This is a genomic window from Microcoleus sp. N9_A2, assembly GCF_036701775.1.
In the GTDB taxonomy this organism is placed as follows: domain Bacteria; phylum Cyanobacteriota; class Cyanobacteriia; order Cyanobacteriales; family Microcoleaceae; genus Microcoleus.
Window position 1 is genome coordinate 1 of the sequence record NZ_JAUBRH010000072.1, and the last position, 19,519, is coordinate 19,519.

Consider the following 19,519-nt stretch of genomic DNA (forward strand, 5'->3'; position numbering starts at 1 on the left):
AAAAATCTTCTCTTCATCCCTTGGGTTTGTCTTGGCAATTAGAATAACTCCTTCCCCTACTTATTGAGCCGATACAATTCAGCAATTAACTTAATATTCTGCGGTGTTGGAGTCTTCTGGATTTGCCGGAAATTTAGGACGCGAGTTTTGCGACTCTGAAAGGTTCCACAGCGGTTGCAGCAGCGCACCGCCGATCAGTCCTGCACTAATGCTCATTGCCAATACTACTCCTACGGGCATTTGTATCGATTGAAAAAAGATAAAGTTTAAGGATACTGGGGCGGCGTTTTGCACTGAGATAATGCCGATCGCGCTGGCTAAAATTGCTAATAAAAAACTAATGGCGAGCAGAGGAATTGTTTTCATAAAAGGGTTGACAGGCTACTTATTTAACTAATATAATTGTTTTACAATCTAAATATGTGTTAAAGTTTTATTTGTGCAAATATCCCATTATTTAATAATATACAATAAGACTAGGGAAAAAGTCAAGTAGATGCGGAAAAAAATTAGGAAATTTTTTAATTATTAAAAATTTAAAATAAATAAATTTACCAATCCCAAACTTTAACAAATCCACGTGTATTGCCAATATATAACTAGCTGAGCATTATCGTTGATGAATGTTCAGAGGCTCTACAAGAGTTATCAAAAAGATGTGAGGTGCTCTGCGGGCACCTCACAATCTCAAGCGGTAGAGAAAAACCCCGCGTTGGAATAGGTTGAAATTTAAACAGGTTCTAACTGAGAAATTACCTTTTCCATGTATTGGGCAACTTTGGCTTCTTTTTCCACAGAATTTGTTTCCATGTAAACGCGCATCAGGGGTTCGGTTCCCGAAGGCCGCAGCAATACCCAGCCGCCATCTTCAAGATAAAGTTTAATTCCGTCTTTGCGGCCGATTTCCTTAACGCCAATACCTGCTACTTCTGTGGGGGGATTCTTGGTAAAAGAGTCCAAAACGGCTGCTTTGTGGGCTTCTTCTAGGTGCAAGTCCAAGCGTTTGTTGTACAGGGGGCCGTCGGCTTCTTTAATGGCTTCTTCGACTAGCTGAGAAAGCGGTTTGCCTTCATAGGCGATCGCCTCAGCAACTAGCATATCAGCCAAAATCCCGTCTTTTTCGGGAATGTGACCCAAAACGCTCAAACCGCCAGATTCTTCGCCACCGATGAGCACGGCAGTTTCCCGCATTTTTTCGCCGATGTATTTAAAACCGACTGCCGTTTCGTAGATTGTTAAACCGTACTTGGCGGCCATATTGTCGAGCAAGTGCGTAGTTGCGACTGTACGGACGATCGCCCCAGTCAATCCTTTATTCTTAACCAAGTGACGCGCCAGCAGCAACAGTACAGTATTTGGAGTCAAGACATTTCCCAACTCGTCAACAATACCAAAGCGATCGGCATCGCCATCGGTAGCTAAACCCAAATCAGCCGAATCCTTCTTAACAGCTTCCACCAACTCGACTAATTGTTCGCCCTTGGGTTCGGGCATTCCGCCACCAAACAGCACGTCGCGGTAGGTGTGAAAACTTTCGACATCGCAACCACAGTGTTCCAAAACGTCGTCGAGATAACCGCGAGAAGTCGAATAGAGAGCGTCGTACTTGACCTTCAACTTAGCAGAGCGAATCCGCTCCACATCGATCAAAGTATAAAGAAACTTCAGATATTCGGGTTTCGGGTCAAAAGTGGAGATTTTATCGTTGTGACTGCCTTTCGCCGGGGCATCAGAAGCACCAGCAATATTTGCCACAATTGTATCGGTAATTTCCGGGGTAGCCGGGCCGGCGTAGTCGGGGATGTATTTGATGCCGCAGTAAGGTGCGGGATTGTGGGAAGCGGTGAACATCAGGGCTCCTGCGGAGTTGAGATGCTTGGCGCTGTAAGCGATGACTGGTGTGGGGCAATCTCGATCGACCACAAGCACAGTCCATCCCAAATCTGCCAAGACTTCGGCAGAGGTGCGGGCGAACTCGTCTGCCAGAAAGCGGGTATCGTAGGATACTAGCACTGGGCGGTCTTTGGTGTAAGCGGTTTCTAGGTAACTGGCGATCGCCCGGGTGACTTTTCGCACGTTGGCAAAAGTAAAGTCATGGGCAATCAGTCCCCGCCACCCATCGGTTCCGAACTTGATTTCTGTTGAATTGCTGCTGGCGCTCATTTTATTCACTTCCTTTCGTCCTACTAATCCTACCCGAAGCCATAGCCTTAAAGACGTACTGGCCGTGCTGTTTGTGAGGATCGATCGCCCGTGGGGCCCGCATCAACCTAATCCTATCGTTGTAGAGACAGGCTTCGGCCTCCGGCAGAGGACTCGAAAAACTCAGAGTTGGCAAAATGTGGGAGAGATCAGGCGAGTCACTCGCCAATTCCGGCTTTGAAGGGTAGTTTGCCGATCGAATGGACGACGATCTATTGCGGGCGATTCCCTACGGGATAGCTTCGCTTCACGGGGAAGCTAAAAAACTGAGCGCAAAAAACCGCGCTGGCAATGGCATTAACGAAATGCACATAAATCTGATTCTTATCTCAAATTTTATTCTTTATTTATAAAACCCGATTGTTGAATTTGTTACGGTTTCCTAACAATCGCCAGCCTCAAAATACATTTCTAATTCAGGTAGGGAAATAAATTAACCACAGTCACTGCTCGATCGCGCTGTAAGCTAGCTTCTTTAAGAAGTTAGGGTGATCGATCGAAGCACTCCAAAACAAAGATAAAGTATTTCAAGCAGTTTTTTTGAGGCATACTCGACTTTAATTCTCAGCTTTTAAGACAAAGTAAATTTATTTATAGCCCTCTTTATAGGTCAAAAAAATAACTTAGGATCACGATCACAGGGTGAGGGTGATCCTTCGCACAATAAATAGCGTTATTAACGTGCAGCTTATAAAAGATGCAGGCAGTCTAGCCAAATGGCTTATAGCTTTAAGCGTAATGGCTGATGACTGTCAGCGTACAAATGCAGAAAATTGTAGTTAACAACGTTAAAAATTAGGAGAATCGACCGGGTGCGACTTAATAAAAAAACGAGGTTTATCATGACGGGTATTTCACAAATATCTTCAAAATTTTTACCAGCAGCAGACCAACTTCAACAGGGCGCAAGTCAGGCGTCCCAAGGTATTACCGGATCGGACACTGACAAACTCCCAAAAGCTAAAGGTGTCAGCGTTTCTTCCTTCGCAGTTAGCTGGGCAAAAAAATATTACAGTACAGTTGCGACACGAGAGAACCAAGCGCCACGCCAAATTCTCCCAAGGCTCGATTTAACTAATTTTGAGGGAAATAGAGCTCCAATAGTTGACAAATTGACAGATACCCTGAAATTAGCCAGCGAGATAGCTTGGAGTAGAGTAGAAGCTCTTTTAGGGAAACAAATAGAGCGCCACGCGATCGATAAGAGCTTAATTAATCCTTTAGAAATTTCCGCCGACACTCGCACCTTATATCGGAAAGCAATAGACGCTTATGCGGATAGAGAACCTGTTTTCCGCTTGTCAGTGCTGGTGGGAAAAGATATTATCAAGGTGAGGCGAAAATACTCAGAGACAGATCCGTTAGTGTTGGGATTTGTGACAATGGAGTTTCAATACACTAGCAAAATCTTGTTAGGATGTCTTTCGGAGTCAGAGCGATCGGAATTTGCGCCCTACTTAAAAGTTGTAGACGACTACCTGCACATTCCCTACGGAGAGATTAACGAGGCTGCGGCGAATCAGCCCCCGAATTCTAGAGCTCTATTAGCCGTTCAGCATTTATTGCAGCACACGACTCAGATTGCTAGTGCAGTGTACGATCGAGCTAGTTCCCAGCATCAAGGATACCGCAGCAGCAGCGGGTATTTGAGCGATCGCGAGGTAAAAAATTCTGGTATCAGGGATGTCGAGATTTTTCAAAGCTATTTGTGCTGGTGCGTTTTGGAAGGTAGCATTCACCCGGTACAGCAAGAATTGTTTCCAATTTGCGTGATGTTGTACCCGAAACTTCATGTAAGTTGGGAGTTAGTGCAGGATATGCTGCTGATTTTATTTTGGGAAATATGTGAGCGGCTTCCTGCTGAAGATTTAACGGTATTTGTACCTTACTTGCGTACTTTGACAGAGATGTTTTCCAGGGATGTGTTTGATAATTAGGTAATGGCTAATTGGTAATTGCTTCAAAATTGACCATTTGCCTATTTAAAACTAAAAGCTGCGACTGCCAAACATCCCCAACCAACAATAAAAGCAACTCCCCCCAGTGGCGTAATTGCACCCAGCCATTTGATGTCGCTCAAACTCAGGGCGTACAAACTGCCTGAAAAGATGATTGTGCCGGCAATAAAAGCCCATCCAGCCACTGCAAAAAAGGTTTGAGACTCTTGGGCGCGGCTCAAGAGCAAAGCGACGAGTAATAAAGCCAGGGCATGGTACATTTGATATCGGGCGCCGGTCTCAAAAATGGTTAAAGCTCGATCGCTCAATTGATTTTTCAAAGCGTGGGAGGCGAAAGCACCGCCTGCAACGGATAAACCTCCGAATACGGCTGCTGTTGCTATGAAAATGCGCGTTAGGATTAGCGTTGACATATTTGTTTAATTGGTAATTTGATGCGAGCCGGTCAACCGCAGATATAAGGCAGATGCAACGCAGATACACGCAGATAATTTCATTCTGATGAAAGCTGCGAAATGCAATGCAAGTCTATTACTTTAAATCGGCGAAGGAAAGGTGCGTGGCGCGCACCCTACGTTTATAAGAAAGTCGCTTTTTAACGGATATTTTTACCCTATTTGCGAACTGCTTCCAGCAACCTAGAATAGTAAAAGCTAGTGCTATTCATGGCTGTTCTGTTAATAACAAAGCCGTTGGTTTCTAGGATTTTGATAATATCAGCTTCGCGGTGCTGGTAAGCCCGGGTAGTTTTGCTGGGCCCTGGGAAAAGCTCACCAAATTTTTTGAGGGCGGTAAGTGCTAAGGTTTTGGGGGCAAAACTAAGAATTAGTCGCGATTCGGCGATCGAACTTAGGTGAGCGATCATTTCTGCAGCCTTATTTTGAGGATAGTGGATTAGCACGTCCAAACAAATCACTGTGTGGAATTTGCCGGTTAAAGCTTCCAAATCTTGGGCTGCGAAGGAGATGTTGTAGAGCTTGCCGGGAACTGCTGTCGATCGATCGTAAGCTTCTGCTACCATCTTTTCAGAGATATCGCTAGCGCAAACAATTGCCCCAGCGTCAGCCAGAGGAATGCTCAGAGATCCCACACCGCAACCGGCATCGCAGACACAAAGCCCGGGCAAATTGCCGTCAGCTTGCAGCCATTCGAGGACTGTATCCACCGTTTTCTGGTGGCCGGTGCGGATGTCTAGCTGAACTTTATTGACTTGGCCGTCGCCGTAAATTCGCTGCCAGCGATCGAATCCCGTCGAGTTAAAATACTGTCTAACTATAGTCTTGTCGTCTACCAAATTCATCGATCTGCCTGCTGCTGAGTTATTGCCAACGGTTAGATATTATATAGCAATCCGGTTCGGAAAATGTGCAACTTGCAACAACAGATTTTAGATTGGCGATTTGAGATTTTCGATAAAAAGGGCACATCTAAAATCTCAAATCAATCGGGTAATACCAGTTCGCCGATTCCCACTTTTTCAATTCTTTAATCTAAAATGGTATAACAGGCTAAAAGAGTCGATGCCAAGTCAATTCCTTTGTCGCCGCATTTGAATTCCAGCGCAACAATTGAGTGGCCGATTTGCCAATAATTCCCGAAATTCCGATCGCCCTTCTCGGAGATTCAGTTGCCAGGGCGATCGCACTTTCGGCATCGCAAATTCCCCACTCTACCAAATTCTGAACTCCCGCCAACAGCGGCAGAGTTGTACCTGCCAAAGTAGCAGATTCCAGGGGCGAGTGGTAGTCTAATCTTACCCAAGCTGTACCTTTTCTGACTTCAATTTGTCGGGAATCCCAAGGATAAACACCGTCAGGCAAACCCAAAGGAGCCAAAGCATCGCTCACTAAAAAAACGCCTTTTTGATACCTACCAGCGCGCAGCAAAAAATCTATCATTGTCGGACAAACGTGCTTCCCGTCGGCAATTAAACCGCATTTTACGCCCGGATAAACAATCGCCGCTCCCAACAAACCCGGTTCTCTGTGGTGCAAACTCGGCATCGCATTAAAAGCGTGAGTTACCATTGAAGCTCCCCGCTCAAATGCTTGTTGAGCTTGCTCTGCCGTCGCTTGGGAGTGTCCGAGACTGACGGAAATTCCCAAACTTTGCAAATAGGAAATGACTTCGCCAGTGCTGTCTAACTCCGGCGCTAAAGTAATTATTTTGACAATATCGGCACAATCTCCTAAAACTTGCTTGACATTTTCTATAGTTAGCGGTAGCAAAAACTCAACTGGGTGAGCACCTCGCTTCTGGGGGTTGAGAAAAGGGCCTTCGAGGTGAACGCCGATAATTTCCGCTGTTTTGGCTTTATTGGTTGCGGCAACAGTAGTTTTTGCAGTACGGATATAATCAGCTATAGTCGAGAGCGATCGCCTAAACTTATCCACCGAAGTTGTCACCAAAGTCGGCAAAAAAGCATCCACTCCCTGATTCCACAGAAATTGACAAATTTTTGGCAAAATTTCAATATGCTTGCTTTCTAAATCGGGAAAAGCAAAACCGAGGGCCCCGTTAATCTGCAAGTCAACACCGCCCAGAGAAAGCCAATCGCCTGCTATATCAAGCACGTGCAAATGGGGAGGACAAATCCGTTTAAATACGGCGTCCATCGGTAAAACTTCTTGAATTATTCCCGTTTCGTCAACAGCAAGCATCTGCAAATCCTTGCAACCGGGGAGGCGAGCATTGAGAATATCTGTGGGTGTGGCAGTTGGGGTTGTGGCTTCAGTCATCCGATTTTAGATTTTAGATTTTAGATTTTAGATTTAATATTCGCTACGGATAAATCCGGTGGCTGGTGAGGAGGGGGAGCTTTTTGCTGGCTGCAGGGCTGCTCAGACGGGGGCTGGTGGCAAAATTGCTTTTAAGGGTCAGTTTTGGTACAAAATATCTAAATTTGAGTTAACGCAATCATTTAAAATTAGCATTTATCTGAAATCTGAAATCTGAAATCTGAAAATTGTATGAATCAAGCGACAGTTGGAATTATTATGGGTAGCGATTCGGATTTGCCAACCATGAAAGATGCGATCGCAGTTTGCGAAGAATTCAGTGTTGCTTGCTCCGTGGCGATCGTCTCGGCGCACCGCACGCCTGATCGCATGGTGGAATACGCCCAAACCGCGCACCAACGAGGCTTGAAAGTGATTATCGCAGGTGCCGGGGGAGCGGCGCACCTCCCAGGTATGGTAGCATCTTTAACCCCCTTGCCAGTGATTGGCGTGCCCGTACCGAGCCGCCACCTGCAAGGGGTAGATTCGCTGTACTCGATCGTCCAAATGCCAGCCGGGATACCCGTAGCAACAGTGGGGATCGGCAACGCTAAGAATGCTGGCTTGCTGGCAGTTCAGATACTGGCAGCTCATCAGCCAGAATTGCTAGAGCGAGTTTTGCATTACCGCAAAACTTTGTCCGAATCTGTACTGAAAAAACAAAATCAACTAGAAGAGCTAGGCTATCATAACTATCTCAATCTCAACAAATAATCCATAAACTTTTGTAGTAAGATTGGAAAGTTTTCCGAATATTGCTGAGCTTACTAGCCGTAAAGAGGGTAAAAGTGATTAAAATGACTGTCGGAAAGAAAAAGTCGAAACAAGTCAGGCGGGAGGCTTTAAATTTGCCAGCAGCTAAATTTTTTACGAAAGTCAACAGGTTGAAGAAGTTACCACGGGCGATCGCCCGCCTCACTCCAAGTTGGCAAGCCTGCATACCTTTAGCTGCAATCATCTTCTTGGTGTGGGGATATGCGGCGGTAGCCCAAACAGCTCCCGCGCCAACCACCGAGGAACAATTAGCCAGCCTTAAGGTGGGCATGGATACCATGTGGGTCATGGTGGCTGGGATGCTAGTGTTCTTTATGAACGCCGGTTTCGGTATGTTGGAAACCGGTTTTTGCCGCCAAAAAAATGCAGTCAACGTGTTGTCCAAAAACTTGATTGTTTTTGCGCTTTCTACGATCGCATTTTGGGCGATCGGTTTTGCGTTAATGTTCAGCAACGGCAACGGTTTTATCGGCAGCAGCGGCGGATTTTTTCTGTGGAATGTAGCTGACAACAGCCCCGCCACAGGAGATGCTTATCAAGGCATCTTCAACGCATTAAACTGGACGGGAATACCCCTCAACGCTAAATTCTTTTTCCAATTAGTTTTTGCCGGAACTGCTGCCACAATCGTTTCTGGGGCCGTTGCAGAGCGTATTAAATTCCTTGAATTCTTAATTTTCTGCTTGCTGTTAGTAGGCATTGCTTACCCGATTACCGGACACTGGATTTGGGGCGGCGGCTGGCTGGCAACAGCCGGATTCTGGGATTTTGCCGGTTCGACAGTGGTTCACTCGGTAGGCGGTTGGGCTGCTTTGATGGGAGCGGCATTTTTGGGGCCGCGGCTTGGTAAGTACCGCGACGGCGATACTGTGGCGATGCCGGGACACAACATGAGCATTGCTACCCTGGGCTGTTTGATTTTGTGGTTGGGTTGGTTCGGGTTCAATCCCGGTTCGACAATGGCAGTCGATCCAAATGCGATCGCCCACATTGCCATCACCACCAACACTGCCGGTGCCTTCGGGGGAGTTGCTGCAACGATTACAGCTTGGCTCTACCTTGGCAAACCCGACCTTTCGATGATTATCAACGGCATCCTCGCAGGCTTAGTCGGGGTAACAGCTAGCTGTGCTTGGATCAACATACCCAACTCTGCCATTATCGGCACGATCGCCGGTATCCTGGTAGTTTTCGCCGTAACTTTCTTCGACAACTTGAAAATTGATGACCCTGTAGGCGCAACTTCAGTTCACTTAGTCTGTGGCATCTGGGGAACTCTGGCAGTGGGCTTGTTTGCTGACGGGCCTACAACTGGACTTTATACCGCAGGCCCCGCAGCCGGATTGCTTGTGGGCGGAGGTTTCGGTCAACTCTGGGCGCAGTTGGTCGGCATTATTTCTGTAGGCGGGATGACCGTGCTGCTGAGTACGATTTTTTGGCTGGCACTCAAAGCTTTGCTGGGTATCCGCGTTTCTGCTTTAGAGGAGGCTGAAGGTTTGGATATCGGCGAACATGGGATGGAAGCTTACACGGGGTTTGTGAAGGAAACGAGCTTGGACAACAGAAGTGAGACCAGCTACGGCGGTTATGGTGGGGGTTCTGGAGGCAAGAGTACCAAACTGTAGAGCGTGCGCTTGATCGACCAATTCAGCTTTCCTGTCCTAGATTAGCTATTTATCAGCTAATTCACGCCTTTATTCAGAGAAACCACACTCTGAAATAGCCACTAACTTATGGCTGTCTATCGTTGTGCTCGCGTTTCAATCTTCGATGCGAACGCGGGCATAATTTTATTTTTAGTTTTCGATTGCATGAGATGTGCGCCGATAATTGGTAATTGGTAATTGAGAATCTGTAACTAACGAACTTGGCAAGCTGGTGTATTGATTAGAGTTGATCGGCAATTGCTTTAAGTTCTTCAAGGACGCGCTTGTTTTTGGGATTCCTGCTGCCATCAAGGCGGGCGGAGACAACAGTGATTATTTCTCGTATATCTTTAGCTAAATCCTCGTCACAGCTAGTATTTTCGGTTTGATTTATAATCACTACCTCTGTCCCAAAGTGTTCGCACAAATTAAAAATTAGTTCCGAACCAAATCTCAGCAGTCTGTCTTTGTGAGTTAATACCAACCTTTCTACTTGATTGTCTGCGATCGCCCGAATTAGATGTTGTAAACCCCCCTTACTGTAATTAACCCCAGAACCCACATCATCAATGATTTGGAATTGCCAGCCGTGAGATGCACAAAACAATTCCAAAACTTGTTTTTGTCTGTCTAAATCATCTTTTTGGTCGTGGCTGCTAACCCGAGCGTAAGCTATGGTTAAAGCGCCGTTGGGTTTTAAGCCGAGAAGATGAGCTAGGTCATACCGTCTGTGACCGTTAGCCGTGCGTTCCGGTATTAGCTTGCCTTCGGCTTCCCACCTGCGTAAGGTGGAAGCGCTCACACCTTTAATTTTGGCTGCTTCAGTTATAGTTAATTTTTTCATTTTTGGATTTTAGCATCAGAACTGAGTAAGTTCGATCACTTTTAGATATATTTTTGTGCAGGGCTGCAGCTTTGACAAATCCGATTGCGGTGCAAGAAAGTTTGGTAGGCAGATTTTTTGTGGTAAAGTAGTGCGAAAAAGCAAAGTTCTGCATCGCCGCCCTTGCCCAACACAGCACAGTGCTTGATTCTTACAAGAATTGAGGCTTTAATTGAGCGGTAAAATTTGATGCAGCAATTCAGTGCAAATTATTCGGTGTGAGGCCTGCAAATAGCTTGAGTTTATGGAGAAGTTTGGAGGAGGTAGCAGAAGTAGAACTCATAAATCCCTCTTAGGGATGGAAGTTAGCCGATCGAAAAGTGTTCCGGTTTGGGCTTTGCTATCTTTGGTGACGAACGGGGTACTGATAGTTACAGTCGCTCAACTACTGCTGCAGGGACACAACTTGACAGAAAGCTTCCAGGCGAATGATGCGGTGACGGCAGAAGGCGCCCAGGAACAAATTGACCAACTGGCTACCTCTGCAAACGCAGTGCTAGACGTGCCTGTTGCCGGACCGCGACATAAATGGACTTACCAGCAGTGGGTGACGCAGTTGGGTCGCGAAGCTGAGGCGGCGGCGGCGAATCGACCCTCAAGACTGAGTGTTTTGGCTGGGGATTCTCTCAGTATGTGGTTTCCGACCAAGCTGTTACCAGTCGATCGAATTTGGCTGAATCAAGGCATTTCGGGAGAGACTTCCGTGGGTTTGCTGAAGCGGTTGCAGTTGTTCGATCGAACTGCGCCGGATACGGTGTTTGTGATGATTGGGATTAACGATTTGTTGCGGGGGATCAGCGACGAAGGGATTTTGGACAACCAGCGGCAGATTATTCGCGATTTGCGGTGGGCTCACCCCAAAGCACAAGTGGTTGTGCAGTCGATTTTGCCCCACAGCGGGGAACAAGCTACTTGGGAAAATCGCGATCGCCTGTTGGCAATCCCTAACAGTCGGATTAGGGCAATAAATCGACGGCTGAAAGAAATTGCTAGTTCTGAAAATGTTTTGTATCTGGATTTGTACCCGCTGTTTGCGGATGCTGACGGCAATTTACCAACCGAACTCAGCACAGATGGCTTGCACCTTAACGATCAAGGTTATCTGGTTTGGCGATCGGCCCTGCAACTATTCGATCAGATGCAGTTGAAAAATGAGTCATGAGTCATGAGTCATGACTCATTAGTTAGAAAGATCAAGGATGAAGTAACATTCTCCCCAACTCTCCCCCTCTCCTCCTCCCACTCTCCCCAATTCAAAACTCCCGCCCTCTCCTCGACTCCCCTCTCCGATTACTCTGTTGTCACTGGCTATGTCAAGTAGCGACTGATACATTAAGAAATATGATAGTTAGCTATTTAGTATAAGGTGATACAGAATAACTGTTTGTACAAATGGTGGAATCCAAAAGGCATAGACCATTGGATTGATAGTTGACGAATTTAGATGAGTCCGGCTATACGAAGTCGGGAGGTTGAGGATTGGGGAATTATCTATTGAAGATTTGTTCCGCTAAAACACGGACTTAAAACCAAATAACTATTGCATCTAAAATCCTCGCATCTAAAATCGGCTGGGTCTTCCCGGAAAATTGCTGAGTATGAGAAGGTACAACTAACGTGATCAAAAAAAGTTTAATGATCGGCATCATGGCGCTGTGGCTGTTAAGCGTACCGCTAACGGACAATGCCTTAGCTCAAGATGCTGCTGGTACTGCTGCTGCAGTGGTGCCGAATCCGATCGACAGCGGCGATACGGCGTGGATGTTGGTGTCCTCAGCACTGGTATTGCTGATGACACCGGGACTGGCCTTTTTCTACGGGGGATTGGTGCGATCGCGCAACGTCCTCAACACCATGATGATGAGCTTCGTCATGATGGGACTGATCGGCGTCACCTGGACGCTGTGGGGCTACAGTTTGGCCTTTGATGTCACCGCCAGCAACCTAAATCCTCAAGGGTTTGGCCAAGGGATCGAAAGCTTCATCGGCGGCTTCGACTGGATGTTCTTGAACAAGGTGACGGCGGACACACCAGATCCGATCGGCTACGCACCGACAATACCTCACCAAGTCTTCATGGTGTACCAGATGATGTTCGCCATCATCACTCCAGCCTTGATTTCCGGGGCGATCGTCGAACGGGTAACATTTAAAACCTATTTCTGGTTCGTGCTGCTGTGGTCTACCTTCATCTACTCTCCTTTAGCCCACTGGGTTTGGGGTAGAGGCTGGCTGGGGGCGATCGGAGTTTTAGACTTTGCCGGCGGCACAGTCGTGCACATCAGTTGCGGTGTTTCTGCGGTTGTCGCAGCTTGGGTAATCGGGCCCCGCAAAGACCACTTGAAGAAACCCCACACCCCCCACAACGTACCCTACGTCTTGTTGGGAATTGGGCTGCTGTGGTTCGGCTGGTTTGGCTTCACCGGTGGTAGCGCTTTCGGATCTGGTTCTTTAGCAACAGTGGCTTTTGTCACCACAATGGTTTCTACAGCAGCCGGCGGTTTAACTTGGATAATTGTCGAATGGGTGCTTAGAGGCAAACCGACAGCAGTCGGAATTGCTAGCGGTTTCCTAGCGGGATTGGTGGGCATCACACCTGCGGCTGGATTTGTGCTTCCAGTGGGGGCGCTTTTGATCGGATCGATCACTTCGGTTTGCTGCTTCTTTGCCGTTAGTTGGCGGGCTAAGCTGGGATTTGACGACTCTTTGGATACCTTCCCGATTCACGGCGTCGGCGGAACTGTAGGCGCTATTCTGACTGGCTTATTTGCGACTAAAGCGGTTAACGCTGCCGGAAATGACGGGCTATTTGCCGGGAATCCGGGGCTAATCGTGACCCAGTTTGTAGGCGTTCTAGCTACTTACGTGTTTGCGGCTGTCGGCACTTTTGTGATCCTGAAAATTTTGGAACAGTTTATGGAACTGCGAGTGCCGTCATCTGCTGAAGACAAAGGTTTGGATATTGACCTGCACGGGGAAGAAGCTTACGGTGAGGATTTTGCCGGCGGTTTCAGTTCGTTTGAATCGAGTTCTCCTTTTGCGCCTAAGAAGATTTGAAGCTGATTTTCTGTGGGAGTTCGATCGTGCACAGACTCAGCTATCTGGGTCTCTGGGCTTTTTTTAAGTTTTTTTTTAACGAATCGCGAAGGCGTCTTCGCGGTTCATTCTTTCTTTCCTCGACCTGTGTCGATCGTATAAATAGCATATCCCCTCTTCGCTACTGAGCCAATAATCGCGATCGCACCCCAGGCATTCTAAAATCAAAGGTAATTAACCTAGATTTCAACTCGATACCGCATGGATACTAAAGCTTTTAAACGATCGCTCCAACAGTCTGAAAACTACCACCGCAAGGGTTTCGGACACGAAGCTGAGGTAGCTGGGGTGATGCAGACAGCTTATCAAAGCAGTCTGATCCAGCAAATTCGCGACAATAATTACAGACTGGAACGCGGCGCAGTTACGATCCGGCTGGCTGAGGCTTTTGGCTTTTGCTGGGGGGTGGAACGCGCTGTAGCTATTGCTTACGAGACTCGCCAGCATTTCCCGTCAGAACGAATTTGGATTACTAATGAGATTATTCATAATCCCTCTGTAAATCAGCATTTGCGCGATATGGAAGTTGGTTTTATTTCTGTTGAAAAGGGACTGAAAGATTTTTCGGTTGTCGATAGCGGGGATGTAGTAATTTTACCCGCTTTTGGGGCGAGCGTCCAAGAAATGCAGTTGCTTAATGATAAGGGCTGTAAGATTGTTGATACTACTTGTCCTTGGGTTTCTAAGGTTTGGAATACTGTTGAGAAGCACAAAAAGAGGGATTACACTTCGATTATTCACGGTCAGTACAAGCATGAGGAAACTGTTGCTACGAGTTCTTTTGCTGATAAGTATTTGATAGTGCTGAATTTGCAGGAGGCTGAATATGTCAGCAATTATATCTTGCACGGGGGCGACCGCGATGAGTTTCTTGCTAAATTTAGCAAGGCTTATTATGCTGGTTTTGACCCCGATGTGGATTTAGAAAGTGTAGGGATTGCTAACCAAACTACTATGCTCAAAACTGAGACTGAGAAGATTGGCAAGTTGTTTGAAAAAACGATGATGCGGAAGTTCGGAACCGAGAAGTTGAACGAACATTTTCTCAGTTTTAATACTATCTGCGATGCGACTCAGGAACGCCAAGATGCTATGTTGAGTTTGGTTGAGGAAAAGTTGGATTTGATGCTCGTGATTGGGGGTTTTAATTCTTCTAATACTACGCATTTGCAGGAAATTGCGATCGACAAAACTCTTCCTTCTTATCACATTGATTGTGCGGAGCGCATTTTACCGGGAAATCGCATCGAACACAAGCCTTTGGGGGCAGATTTGGTGGTAACTGAAGGTTGGTTACCGGATGGTAAAATTGTAGTCGGCGTGACTTCGGGTGCTTCTACGCCTGATAAGGTTGTTGAAGATGCGATCGATCGCATTTTCGCGATGAAAGCGGCTGTTGTGTAATTATATTGTTTCGCCACTGCACTCGGAATCATGATTTTCATCAGTGCAGGGCGAGTGTCTCTTTGCGAGTGCGACCGAGACCCTCGCTCGCAAAAAGATATAATTCCGATGTTAAACTAATTTCAAACCATTAATTCTCCCCAATTACCAGATCGCTCGCATTTCTGATTTCTGATACTAAGCTGTCGCGCATTTAAATTGCATATTCGAGGCGGGCGGGACGGCCACCCCACAAAAGTTTAATTGTTTTTTGACATACAGTTTAAATGCCGCAACAGCTTATTCACCCAGGGCGAACGCATCTAAATTTAATGTTAACAGCTTATGGTATATTGGAGAATAATTATTGAGTACCTAAAAAAAAATAATTAGAGTTTACCCTGTATGAAACTCAAGCCTAAAATCACCATTGCCGACCATTTTGCCGACTTAGAAGATCCCAGAATTGAGCGGACGAGACGCCATCAATTAATTGATATTGTCACCATGTCAATTTGTGCGGTGATTTGTGGTGCTGACACATGGGTGGATATCGAAAGTTAGGGTAGCTCTAAATAGGGCTTGCTGAATAAGCCTCAAACCCTTACATCAAAAGACTTTGGCTCCTGACGGCGCTGAGCGTGTGTAAGATTCGCAGCTCAAATTAGTCAAAAGCCGAGCATCGGCATCACTTTCGTAATGTACCGAAAAGTTTACCCAACCCCAAACCCACCATCCAACTTTGACCTCCCCTTCGAGGGGAAATTGTCAGAGGATAATCGTTGGGTAATAATGGCAAAAATAATTCCCTGGTCAGAATTTGAAGCGGAATATGCTCAAAATTTTACAGTCTCTACTGGAGCTCTCGCCTGCGTCATTTAGGATAGCATTAGGGGCATTAATAATTCAATAAAGGTTAGGAACAAGTGACTCCGAAACAGTAGAATAAATAAGAGAAAACCCATACCTACAATACTTTATAGGTATGACTACCTATAGCGATGCTTCAGCATTTGATTCATCAATGTTCGTTCATTTTCGACAAAGAATAGGTGTGAATCTAGTCAATAAAATTAACGAAAAAATGGTTAAAGAGCAGACCGAATTGCCAGGAGAGGAAGTCAAAAAAAAGTCATCATAAATAAGTGAACCCAAAAATCAAGGAAAATTAATATTAGATGCAACTTGTGCCCCAGCAGACATTAAGTATCCGAGCGACTTAGGACTATTAAATCAAGCTGCATGAACATACCGAAAAAATCATAGACGCTCTACACACTCAAAGTCAGTCACCCGTAAAAAAACCAATCACCTATCGAAACACAGCCAGAAAAGAATACCTAACAGTGGCTAAAAATCGGAAACCATCACGAAAACTACGAAGAAAAGGAATTAAAAAATAACTCCAATATATCAAAATAAATTTGGCTCATATCGATGAAATGAGTAAGCTAGAGTTGCTGAGTAAATCTGATTATAAAATGCTGCTAGTAGTCACAGAAGTATACCGTCAACAGTTATCGATGTATGAAAAGAAAGAACAGAGTATTCAGGATAGAATAGTAAGCTTAACACAACTACATATCCGCCCCATCGTCAGAGGAAAAGCCGGGAAATCCGTTGAATTTGGGGCAAAACTGTCAGCGAGTTGTCGTAACGGGTACGTGTTTTTAGACCGAATTATTTGGGATGATTTCAACGAATCTTTAGACTTAAAAACACAAGTAGAAGAATTTAAACGATTCACAGGATTCTATCCAGAATCAATTCAGGTAGATCGCATATATCGAACGCAGTCAAATCGAGCTGGGTGCAAAGAAAAAGGGATTAGAATGAGTGGCGTTCCTCTAGGAAGACCCCCTAAAAATATCAGCAAGTCAAAGAACAAGAAGCAAGCTAAGTCTGAGGAAAGAATTCGTAACTTGATTGAGTGAAAAATTGGAGAAGGTAAAAGAAGATTTAGCCTTGCTAGAGTCATGGCTAAACTTTCTAAGACTTCTGAAACAAGCATCGCCATAAAAGTTATGGCGATGAATCTTTATGCCCTGCTGCGGCAGGATTTTTGGCTTTTTTTAGGTCTATTTCACAACAAAAACCTTTTTTCAGGTTTTCTGCCTTTAACAATTAGTAAAAATTATATTTTATCAAAAAAAATAAGCAAAATCTATCTTTTCAAGGTAATCGCAAATTCACTCATCTTTCTAAATGCTGTTTTCTGACTTTTTCAGCAAGCCCTACATAAAAGCACTACCTGGAATTTATTAAATGGCAAGGTCGTTTGATCCGAGGGACACGAACTGTTATTGGGGTTGGAAAAAGGCAGTTTTGCGGGAACTTACTTTCCGCCTCCCTTCGATGCAGGTAAATTCGATCGCGGGCGCTTCCTCGCCGGTTTTGGCGGGCGCTGGTAATTTACTGGGAGTTAAGGTTTTGCTGGTTGATGACGAGGTTGATTCGCGGGAATTTATGAGGTTTGTCTTGGCAGATTCCGGGGCCAATGTTAGGGCTGCATCGTCTGCTGCTGAGGCGTTTGAGGTGGCTTCGCAGTTTGGGCCGGATGTTTTGGTCAGCGATATCGGAACGCCGGAGGAAGATGGATATTCGCTGCTACGAAGGCTGCGTTATTTGAACACTCAGACAGGGAAATTTTGGGCGATCGCCCTGACGGGTTATGCTAGGGATGAAGACCGCGATCGTGCTTTTTCTGCGGGTTTCGATCGGCATCTGTCTAAACCTGTGCAACCCGATGTCTTGGTAGAGACTATATAGCAATCCTAAATCATTATCCTTACCGCGAACATAAATGTGATTTACCCAAAATCCATCTGTAGGGACTAAGGCCAAGCCGTGTCCCTACAGAAAATCATTTAGGATTGCTATAGTCAAGTTGAGACAGCAAGCGCTAACAACTTAAAAAATTCTATTAATAATTGGGAATTGGTAATTGAAAAGTGGTTAATTGGAATTGGGAATTGTGCTTGTCGTGACGACTTTAATTCTCGTAAAACTCGGTCGTACTTGCCTTCTTCACTACCAATCTATAATGCTGATTTTACCGGACACGAGCTGCTTAACCCGACTGGATATCGACGGAAATCGCTCAACTGAAAAATATAAAAATTTGGATTTTTCAAACTCTTCAAATTCTGCTTGTGGGGCTTTGCTTCTAGCCCGCCTAAAATATGCAATTTCTATGCCGATTAGGTGATTGGTTTGTGTTAATATGCTAAAATATCCAACAACCACGCGGTAATAATTAGGTGGACAAACTTCAGACAGATATAGAGGCAATTTACTCTCAAATTGAGCAATTGCGCCTGGAACGCCAGCAGCTTAGTATTGCCGATGCTGTCCCAGCCGGGGATTCGCCCCAAGCGATCGCCGATGCTTATCGGCGTCACGCGAGGGAAACAGCACAAGTGTCAGCCGAAGTCAAGGGTATAGATGATGCGATTGCGGCTCTGTCTGCTCAACTGAGTCAGAAACAGCAGCAATCGGTAAAGTTGCAAAGAATCACTCCGATGGAGCGGCAAGTTGAAGAAGGCAGATTACTAGCTCACGGACACGCGGAACGGATTAACGAACTGGCGGCGGAACTGGCGGCGGAAGTGAAGGGACTCAAAGCCATCGCCGACCAAATTAGTCCCAGCTACTGGCAGGTTTATTACAAGCCTTTTATTACTGGTTTTAAGAGTATTTCTGTTCCCTACGTGCGATCGGACGGGGATGTTTGGACTATTGTCAATCGAGTAGTTTAGAGAGGCTGCGGGATCAGAAATAATCAGCGCTCAAGACAATTTTTTTCCTGTCCCTATTCCTCAACCTCAACCTCGCAGCAATTGCTTAATAGTGCCGACCAATTCCTGTGGGTGAAATGGCTTGGCGATGTAAGCGTCGGCTCCTTGTTTCATTCCCCAATAGCGATCGAACTCTTCGCTTTTGCTCGAACACATTACCACCGGCAAATTTTGGGTTTTAGGGTCGCTTTTGAGCCTGCGACAGACTTCGTAGCCGTTCATCCGGGGCATCACGATATCCAGAACGACTAAATCTGGGCGGTTAGCCTTGATTTGCTCTAGAGCTTCTACGCCATCACTCGCTACTGTGACGTTGAGTCCTCTACCTTTGAGCAAGTCGGCGATCATCTCCCGCAGAGTTACGCTATCATCAACAACCATAACTGTACTCATAAAGATACACTCATAAAAATACTGGGTAAGTGGGAAACTCAGAGTCTTTAGACCTGAGAGGGGAGGTTCGACGTAGCCCGCGCGAGCCACGACCAGGGCAGTTTTGACTGCCGCGACCATTCAATACGGCCTGCGGGAATTGTGCTTTCAAACTAGCGTGTATTTAGACCTGGGTAACAAACATATTTCCACCTAGTTTCTGCATTGAAACTTTTACGAACTTCTGGTAATGTACCGCTATATATATTACCGTTTTTGTGAAAATTTTAACTTTTTTTCCTGTAGCTGTCTACACAGATTTGACCCGATTATCAGCAAAACTTAGACAGAACTAAGTATCACGCCAACTGTTGACACCCTTGGTTAAATATAACTTACCCACTTTTGTTGACTATCTTACTTTTTATTAAAATTACCGAGAAATCTCGGTTGACAGAGCTAGCTCTGTTTGCTAGTTTATCACTGTTATCTCAAGAATAGCATTTTTGCCTCAAAGTCTGATTTTGTCCGTATCCTTTTCCCTGCTAGCAGGATACCTCAACCAAGGGCAGGGACAGAGCTGTTTGATTCTATTGTAGAGGCAATCTCCCGTGGTTGCCCCCATCTCCCT

At 45.7% G+C, this 19,519-nt stretch carries 16 protein-coding genes and 2 pseudogenes; 11 read left to right on the plus strand and 7 right to left on the minus strand.

The window, feature by feature from the left end; translation table 11 throughout:
• Positions 1-90 precede the first annotated feature (90 nt).
• Entirely contained in the window at positions 91-366 is a 276-nt protein-coding gene (locus tag QUA44_RS26550) for a LapA family protein (RefSeq protein ID WP_333255970.1), read from the minus strand.
• Positions 367-729: 363 nt separating this feature from the next.
• A complete protein-coding gene (locus tag QUA44_RS26555; RefSeq protein WP_333255971.1) occupies positions 730-2,163 on the minus strand; it encodes a phosphoglucomutase/phosphomannomutase family protein in 1,434 nt (477 codons plus the stop codon).
• 239 nt (positions 2,164-2,402) lie between these two features.
• Here QUA44_RS26555 and QUA44_RS26560 point away from each other — a divergent pair, with 239 nt between their 5' ends.
• On the plus strand, positions 2,403-2,555 hold the full coding sequence (locus QUA44_RS26560; RefSeq protein ID WP_333255973.1) for a hypothetical protein: 153 nt from the start codon (positions 2,403-2,405) through the stop codon (positions 2,553-2,555).
• Positions 2,556-3,044: 489 nt separating this feature from the next.
• Positions 3,045-4,139, plus strand: a complete 1,095-nt coding sequence (locus tag QUA44_RS26565; RefSeq protein ID WP_333255975.1) for a hypothetical protein — start codon at positions 3,045-3,047, stop codon at positions 4,137-4,139.
• A gap of 41 nt (positions 4,140-4,180) precedes the next feature.
• Here QUA44_RS26565 and QUA44_RS26570 read toward each other — a convergent pair whose 3' ends face one another.
• From QUA44_RS26570 to nagA, 3 genes are all read right to left on the minus strand, one after another.
• Positions 4,181-4,573: a DUF423 domain-containing protein gene (locus QUA44_RS26570; RefSeq protein ID WP_333255977.1), complete on the minus strand. Its 393-nt coding sequence runs from the start codon at positions 4,571-4,573 to the stop codon at positions 4,181-4,183.
• A gap of 200 nt (positions 4,574-4,773) precedes the next feature.
• On the minus strand, positions 4,774-5,460 hold the full coding sequence (bchM, locus tag QUA44_RS26575; RefSeq protein WP_333255979.1) for a magnesium protoporphyrin IX methyltransferase: 687 nt from the start codon (positions 5,458-5,460) through the stop codon (positions 4,774-4,776).
• Positions 5,461-5,668: 208 nt separating this feature from the next.
• Entirely contained in the window at positions 5,669-6,898 is a 1,230-nt protein-coding gene (gene nagA, locus QUA44_RS26580; RefSeq protein ID WP_333255980.1) for an N-acetylglucosamine-6-phosphate deacetylase, read from the minus strand.
• A gap of 231 nt (positions 6,899-7,129) precedes the next feature.
• On the opposite strand from nagA, the gene purE reads away from it, so the two are divergent.
• Positions 7,130-7,651 (plus strand): 5-(carboxyamino)imidazole ribonucleotide mutase, encoded by a 522-nt coding sequence (gene purE / locus QUA44_RS26585; RefSeq protein ID WP_333255982.1) that lies wholly within the window; start codon positions 7,130-7,132, stop codon positions 7,649-7,651.
• A gap of 83 nt (positions 7,652-7,734) precedes the next feature.
• The gene (locus tag QUA44_RS26590) at positions 7,735-9,336 is read left to right on the plus strand and encodes an ammonium transporter (RefSeq protein ID WP_333256002.1); all 1,602 of its coding nucleotides are present in this window, start codon (positions 7,735-7,737) and stop codon (positions 9,334-9,336) included.
• Positions 9,337-9,598: 262 nt separating this feature from the next.
• Here the strand turns inward: QUA44_RS26590 and QUA44_RS26595 are convergent, their stop codons facing one another.
• Complete coding sequence (locus QUA44_RS26595; protein WP_333255984.1) at positions 9,599-10,201, minus strand: IS607 family transposase; 603 nt, start codon at positions 10,199-10,201, stop codon at positions 9,599-9,601.
• Between the two features lie 283 nt (positions 10,202-10,484).
• Between QUA44_RS26595 and QUA44_RS26600 the strand changes: the two genes are divergently transcribed.
• The 7 genes and pseudogenes from QUA44_RS26600 (at position 10,485) to QUA44_RS26630 (ending at position 18,477) form a co-directional block, all read left to right on the plus strand.
• Positions 10,485-11,402 carry an SGNH/GDSL hydrolase family protein gene (locus QUA44_RS26600; RefSeq protein WP_333255986.1) on the plus strand — a complete coding sequence of 306 codons (918 nt, stop codon included), beginning with the start codon at positions 10,485-10,487 and terminating at the stop codon, positions 11,400-11,402.
• A gap of 455 nt (positions 11,403-11,857) precedes the next feature.
• On the plus strand, positions 11,858-13,297 hold the full coding sequence (locus tag QUA44_RS26605) for an ammonium transporter (RefSeq protein ID WP_333255987.1): 1,440 nt from the start codon (positions 11,858-11,860) through the stop codon (positions 13,295-13,297).
• Positions 13,298-13,537: 240 nt separating this feature from the next.
• The gene (locus QUA44_RS26610; protein ID WP_333255989.1) at positions 13,538-14,740 is read left to right on the plus strand and encodes a 4-hydroxy-3-methylbut-2-enyl diphosphate reductase; all 1,203 of its coding nucleotides are present in this window, start codon (positions 13,538-13,540) and stop codon (positions 14,738-14,740) included.
• A gap of 384 nt (positions 14,741-15,124) precedes the next feature.
• A pseudogene (locus QUA44_RS26615) lies at positions 15,125-15,280 on the plus strand (transposase family protein); the annotation flags it as partial.
• Positions 15,281-15,418: 138 nt separating this feature from the next.
• Positions 15,419-16,938, plus strand: a pseudogene (locus tag QUA44_RS26620) (IS5 family transposase).
• 46 nt (positions 16,939-16,984) lie between these two features.
• The gene (locus tag QUA44_RS26625; RefSeq protein WP_333255990.1) at positions 16,985-17,488 is read left to right on the plus strand and encodes a response regulator; all 504 of its coding nucleotides are present in this window, start codon (positions 16,985-16,987) and stop codon (positions 17,486-17,488) included.
• A 491-nt stretch (positions 17,489-17,979) separates the two neighbouring features.
• A complete protein-coding gene (locus tag QUA44_RS26630; protein ID WP_333255992.1) occupies positions 17,980-18,477 on the plus strand; it encodes a hypothetical protein in 498 nt (165 codons plus the stop codon).
• 66 nt (positions 18,478-18,543) lie between these two features.
• Here QUA44_RS26630 and QUA44_RS26635 read toward each other — a convergent pair whose 3' ends face one another.
• Complete coding sequence (locus QUA44_RS26635; RefSeq protein ID WP_039886668.1) at positions 18,544-18,909, minus strand: response regulator transcription factor; 366 nt, start codon at positions 18,907-18,909, stop codon at positions 18,544-18,546.
• Positions 18,910-19,519 lie beyond the last annotated feature (610 nt).

What these genes read in the sequence shown, in the direction of transcription:
- QUA44_RS26565 (WP_333255975.1), top strand. Translation starts at nt 3,045, where the DNA reads ATGACGGGTATTTCACAAATATCTTCAAAATTTTTACCAGCAGCAGAC.
- QUA44_RS26555 (WP_333255971.1), bottom strand. Translation starts at nt 2,163, where the DNA reads ATGAGCGCCAGCAGCAATTCAACAGAAATCAAGTTCGGAACCGATGGG.
- bchM (WP_333255979.1), bottom strand. Translation starts at nt 5,460, where the DNA reads ATGAATTTGGTAGACGACAAGACTATAGTTAGACAGTATTTTAACTCG.
- QUA44_RS26570 (WP_333255977.1), bottom strand. Translation starts at nt 4,573, where the DNA reads ATGTCAACGCTAATCCTAACGCGCATTTTCATAGCAACAGCAGCCGTA.
- purE (WP_333255982.1), top strand. Translation starts at nt 7,130, where the DNA reads ATGAATCAAGCGACAGTTGGAATTATTATGGGTAGCGATTCGGATTTG.
- QUA44_RS26625 (WP_333255990.1), top strand. Translation starts at nt 16,985, where the DNA reads ATGGCAAGGTCGTTTGATCCGAGGGACACGAACTGTTATTGGGGTTGG.
- QUA44_RS26560 (WP_333255973.1), top strand. Translation starts at nt 2,403, where the DNA reads ATGGACGACGATCTATTGCGGGCGATTCCCTACGGGATAGCTTCGCTT.
- QUA44_RS26550 (WP_333255970.1), bottom strand. Translation starts at nt 366, where the DNA reads ATGAAAACAATTCCTCTGCTCGCCATTAGTTTTTTATTAGCAATTTTA.
- QUA44_RS26610 (WP_333255989.1), top strand. Translation starts at nt 13,538, where the DNA reads ATGGATACTAAAGCTTTTAAACGATCGCTCCAACAGTCTGAAAACTAC.
- QUA44_RS26635 (WP_039886668.1), bottom strand. Translation starts at nt 18,909, where the DNA reads ATGAGTACAGTTATGGTTGTTGATGATAGCGTAACTCTGCGGGAGATG.
- QUA44_RS26590 (WP_333256002.1), top strand. Translation starts at nt 7,735, where the DNA reads ATGACTGTCGGAAAGAAAAAGTCGAAACAAGTCAGGCGGGAGGCTTTA.
- nagA (WP_333255980.1), bottom strand. Translation starts at nt 6,898, where the DNA reads ATGACTGAAGCCACAACCCCAACTGCCACACCCACAGATATTCTCAAT.
- QUA44_RS26595 (WP_333255984.1), bottom strand. Translation starts at nt 10,201, where the DNA reads ATGAAAAAATTAACTATAACTGAAGCAGCCAAAATTAAAGGTGTGAGC.
- QUA44_RS26600 (WP_333255986.1), top strand. Translation starts at nt 10,485, where the DNA reads ATGGAGAAGTTTGGAGGAGGTAGCAGAAGTAGAACTCATAAATCCCTC.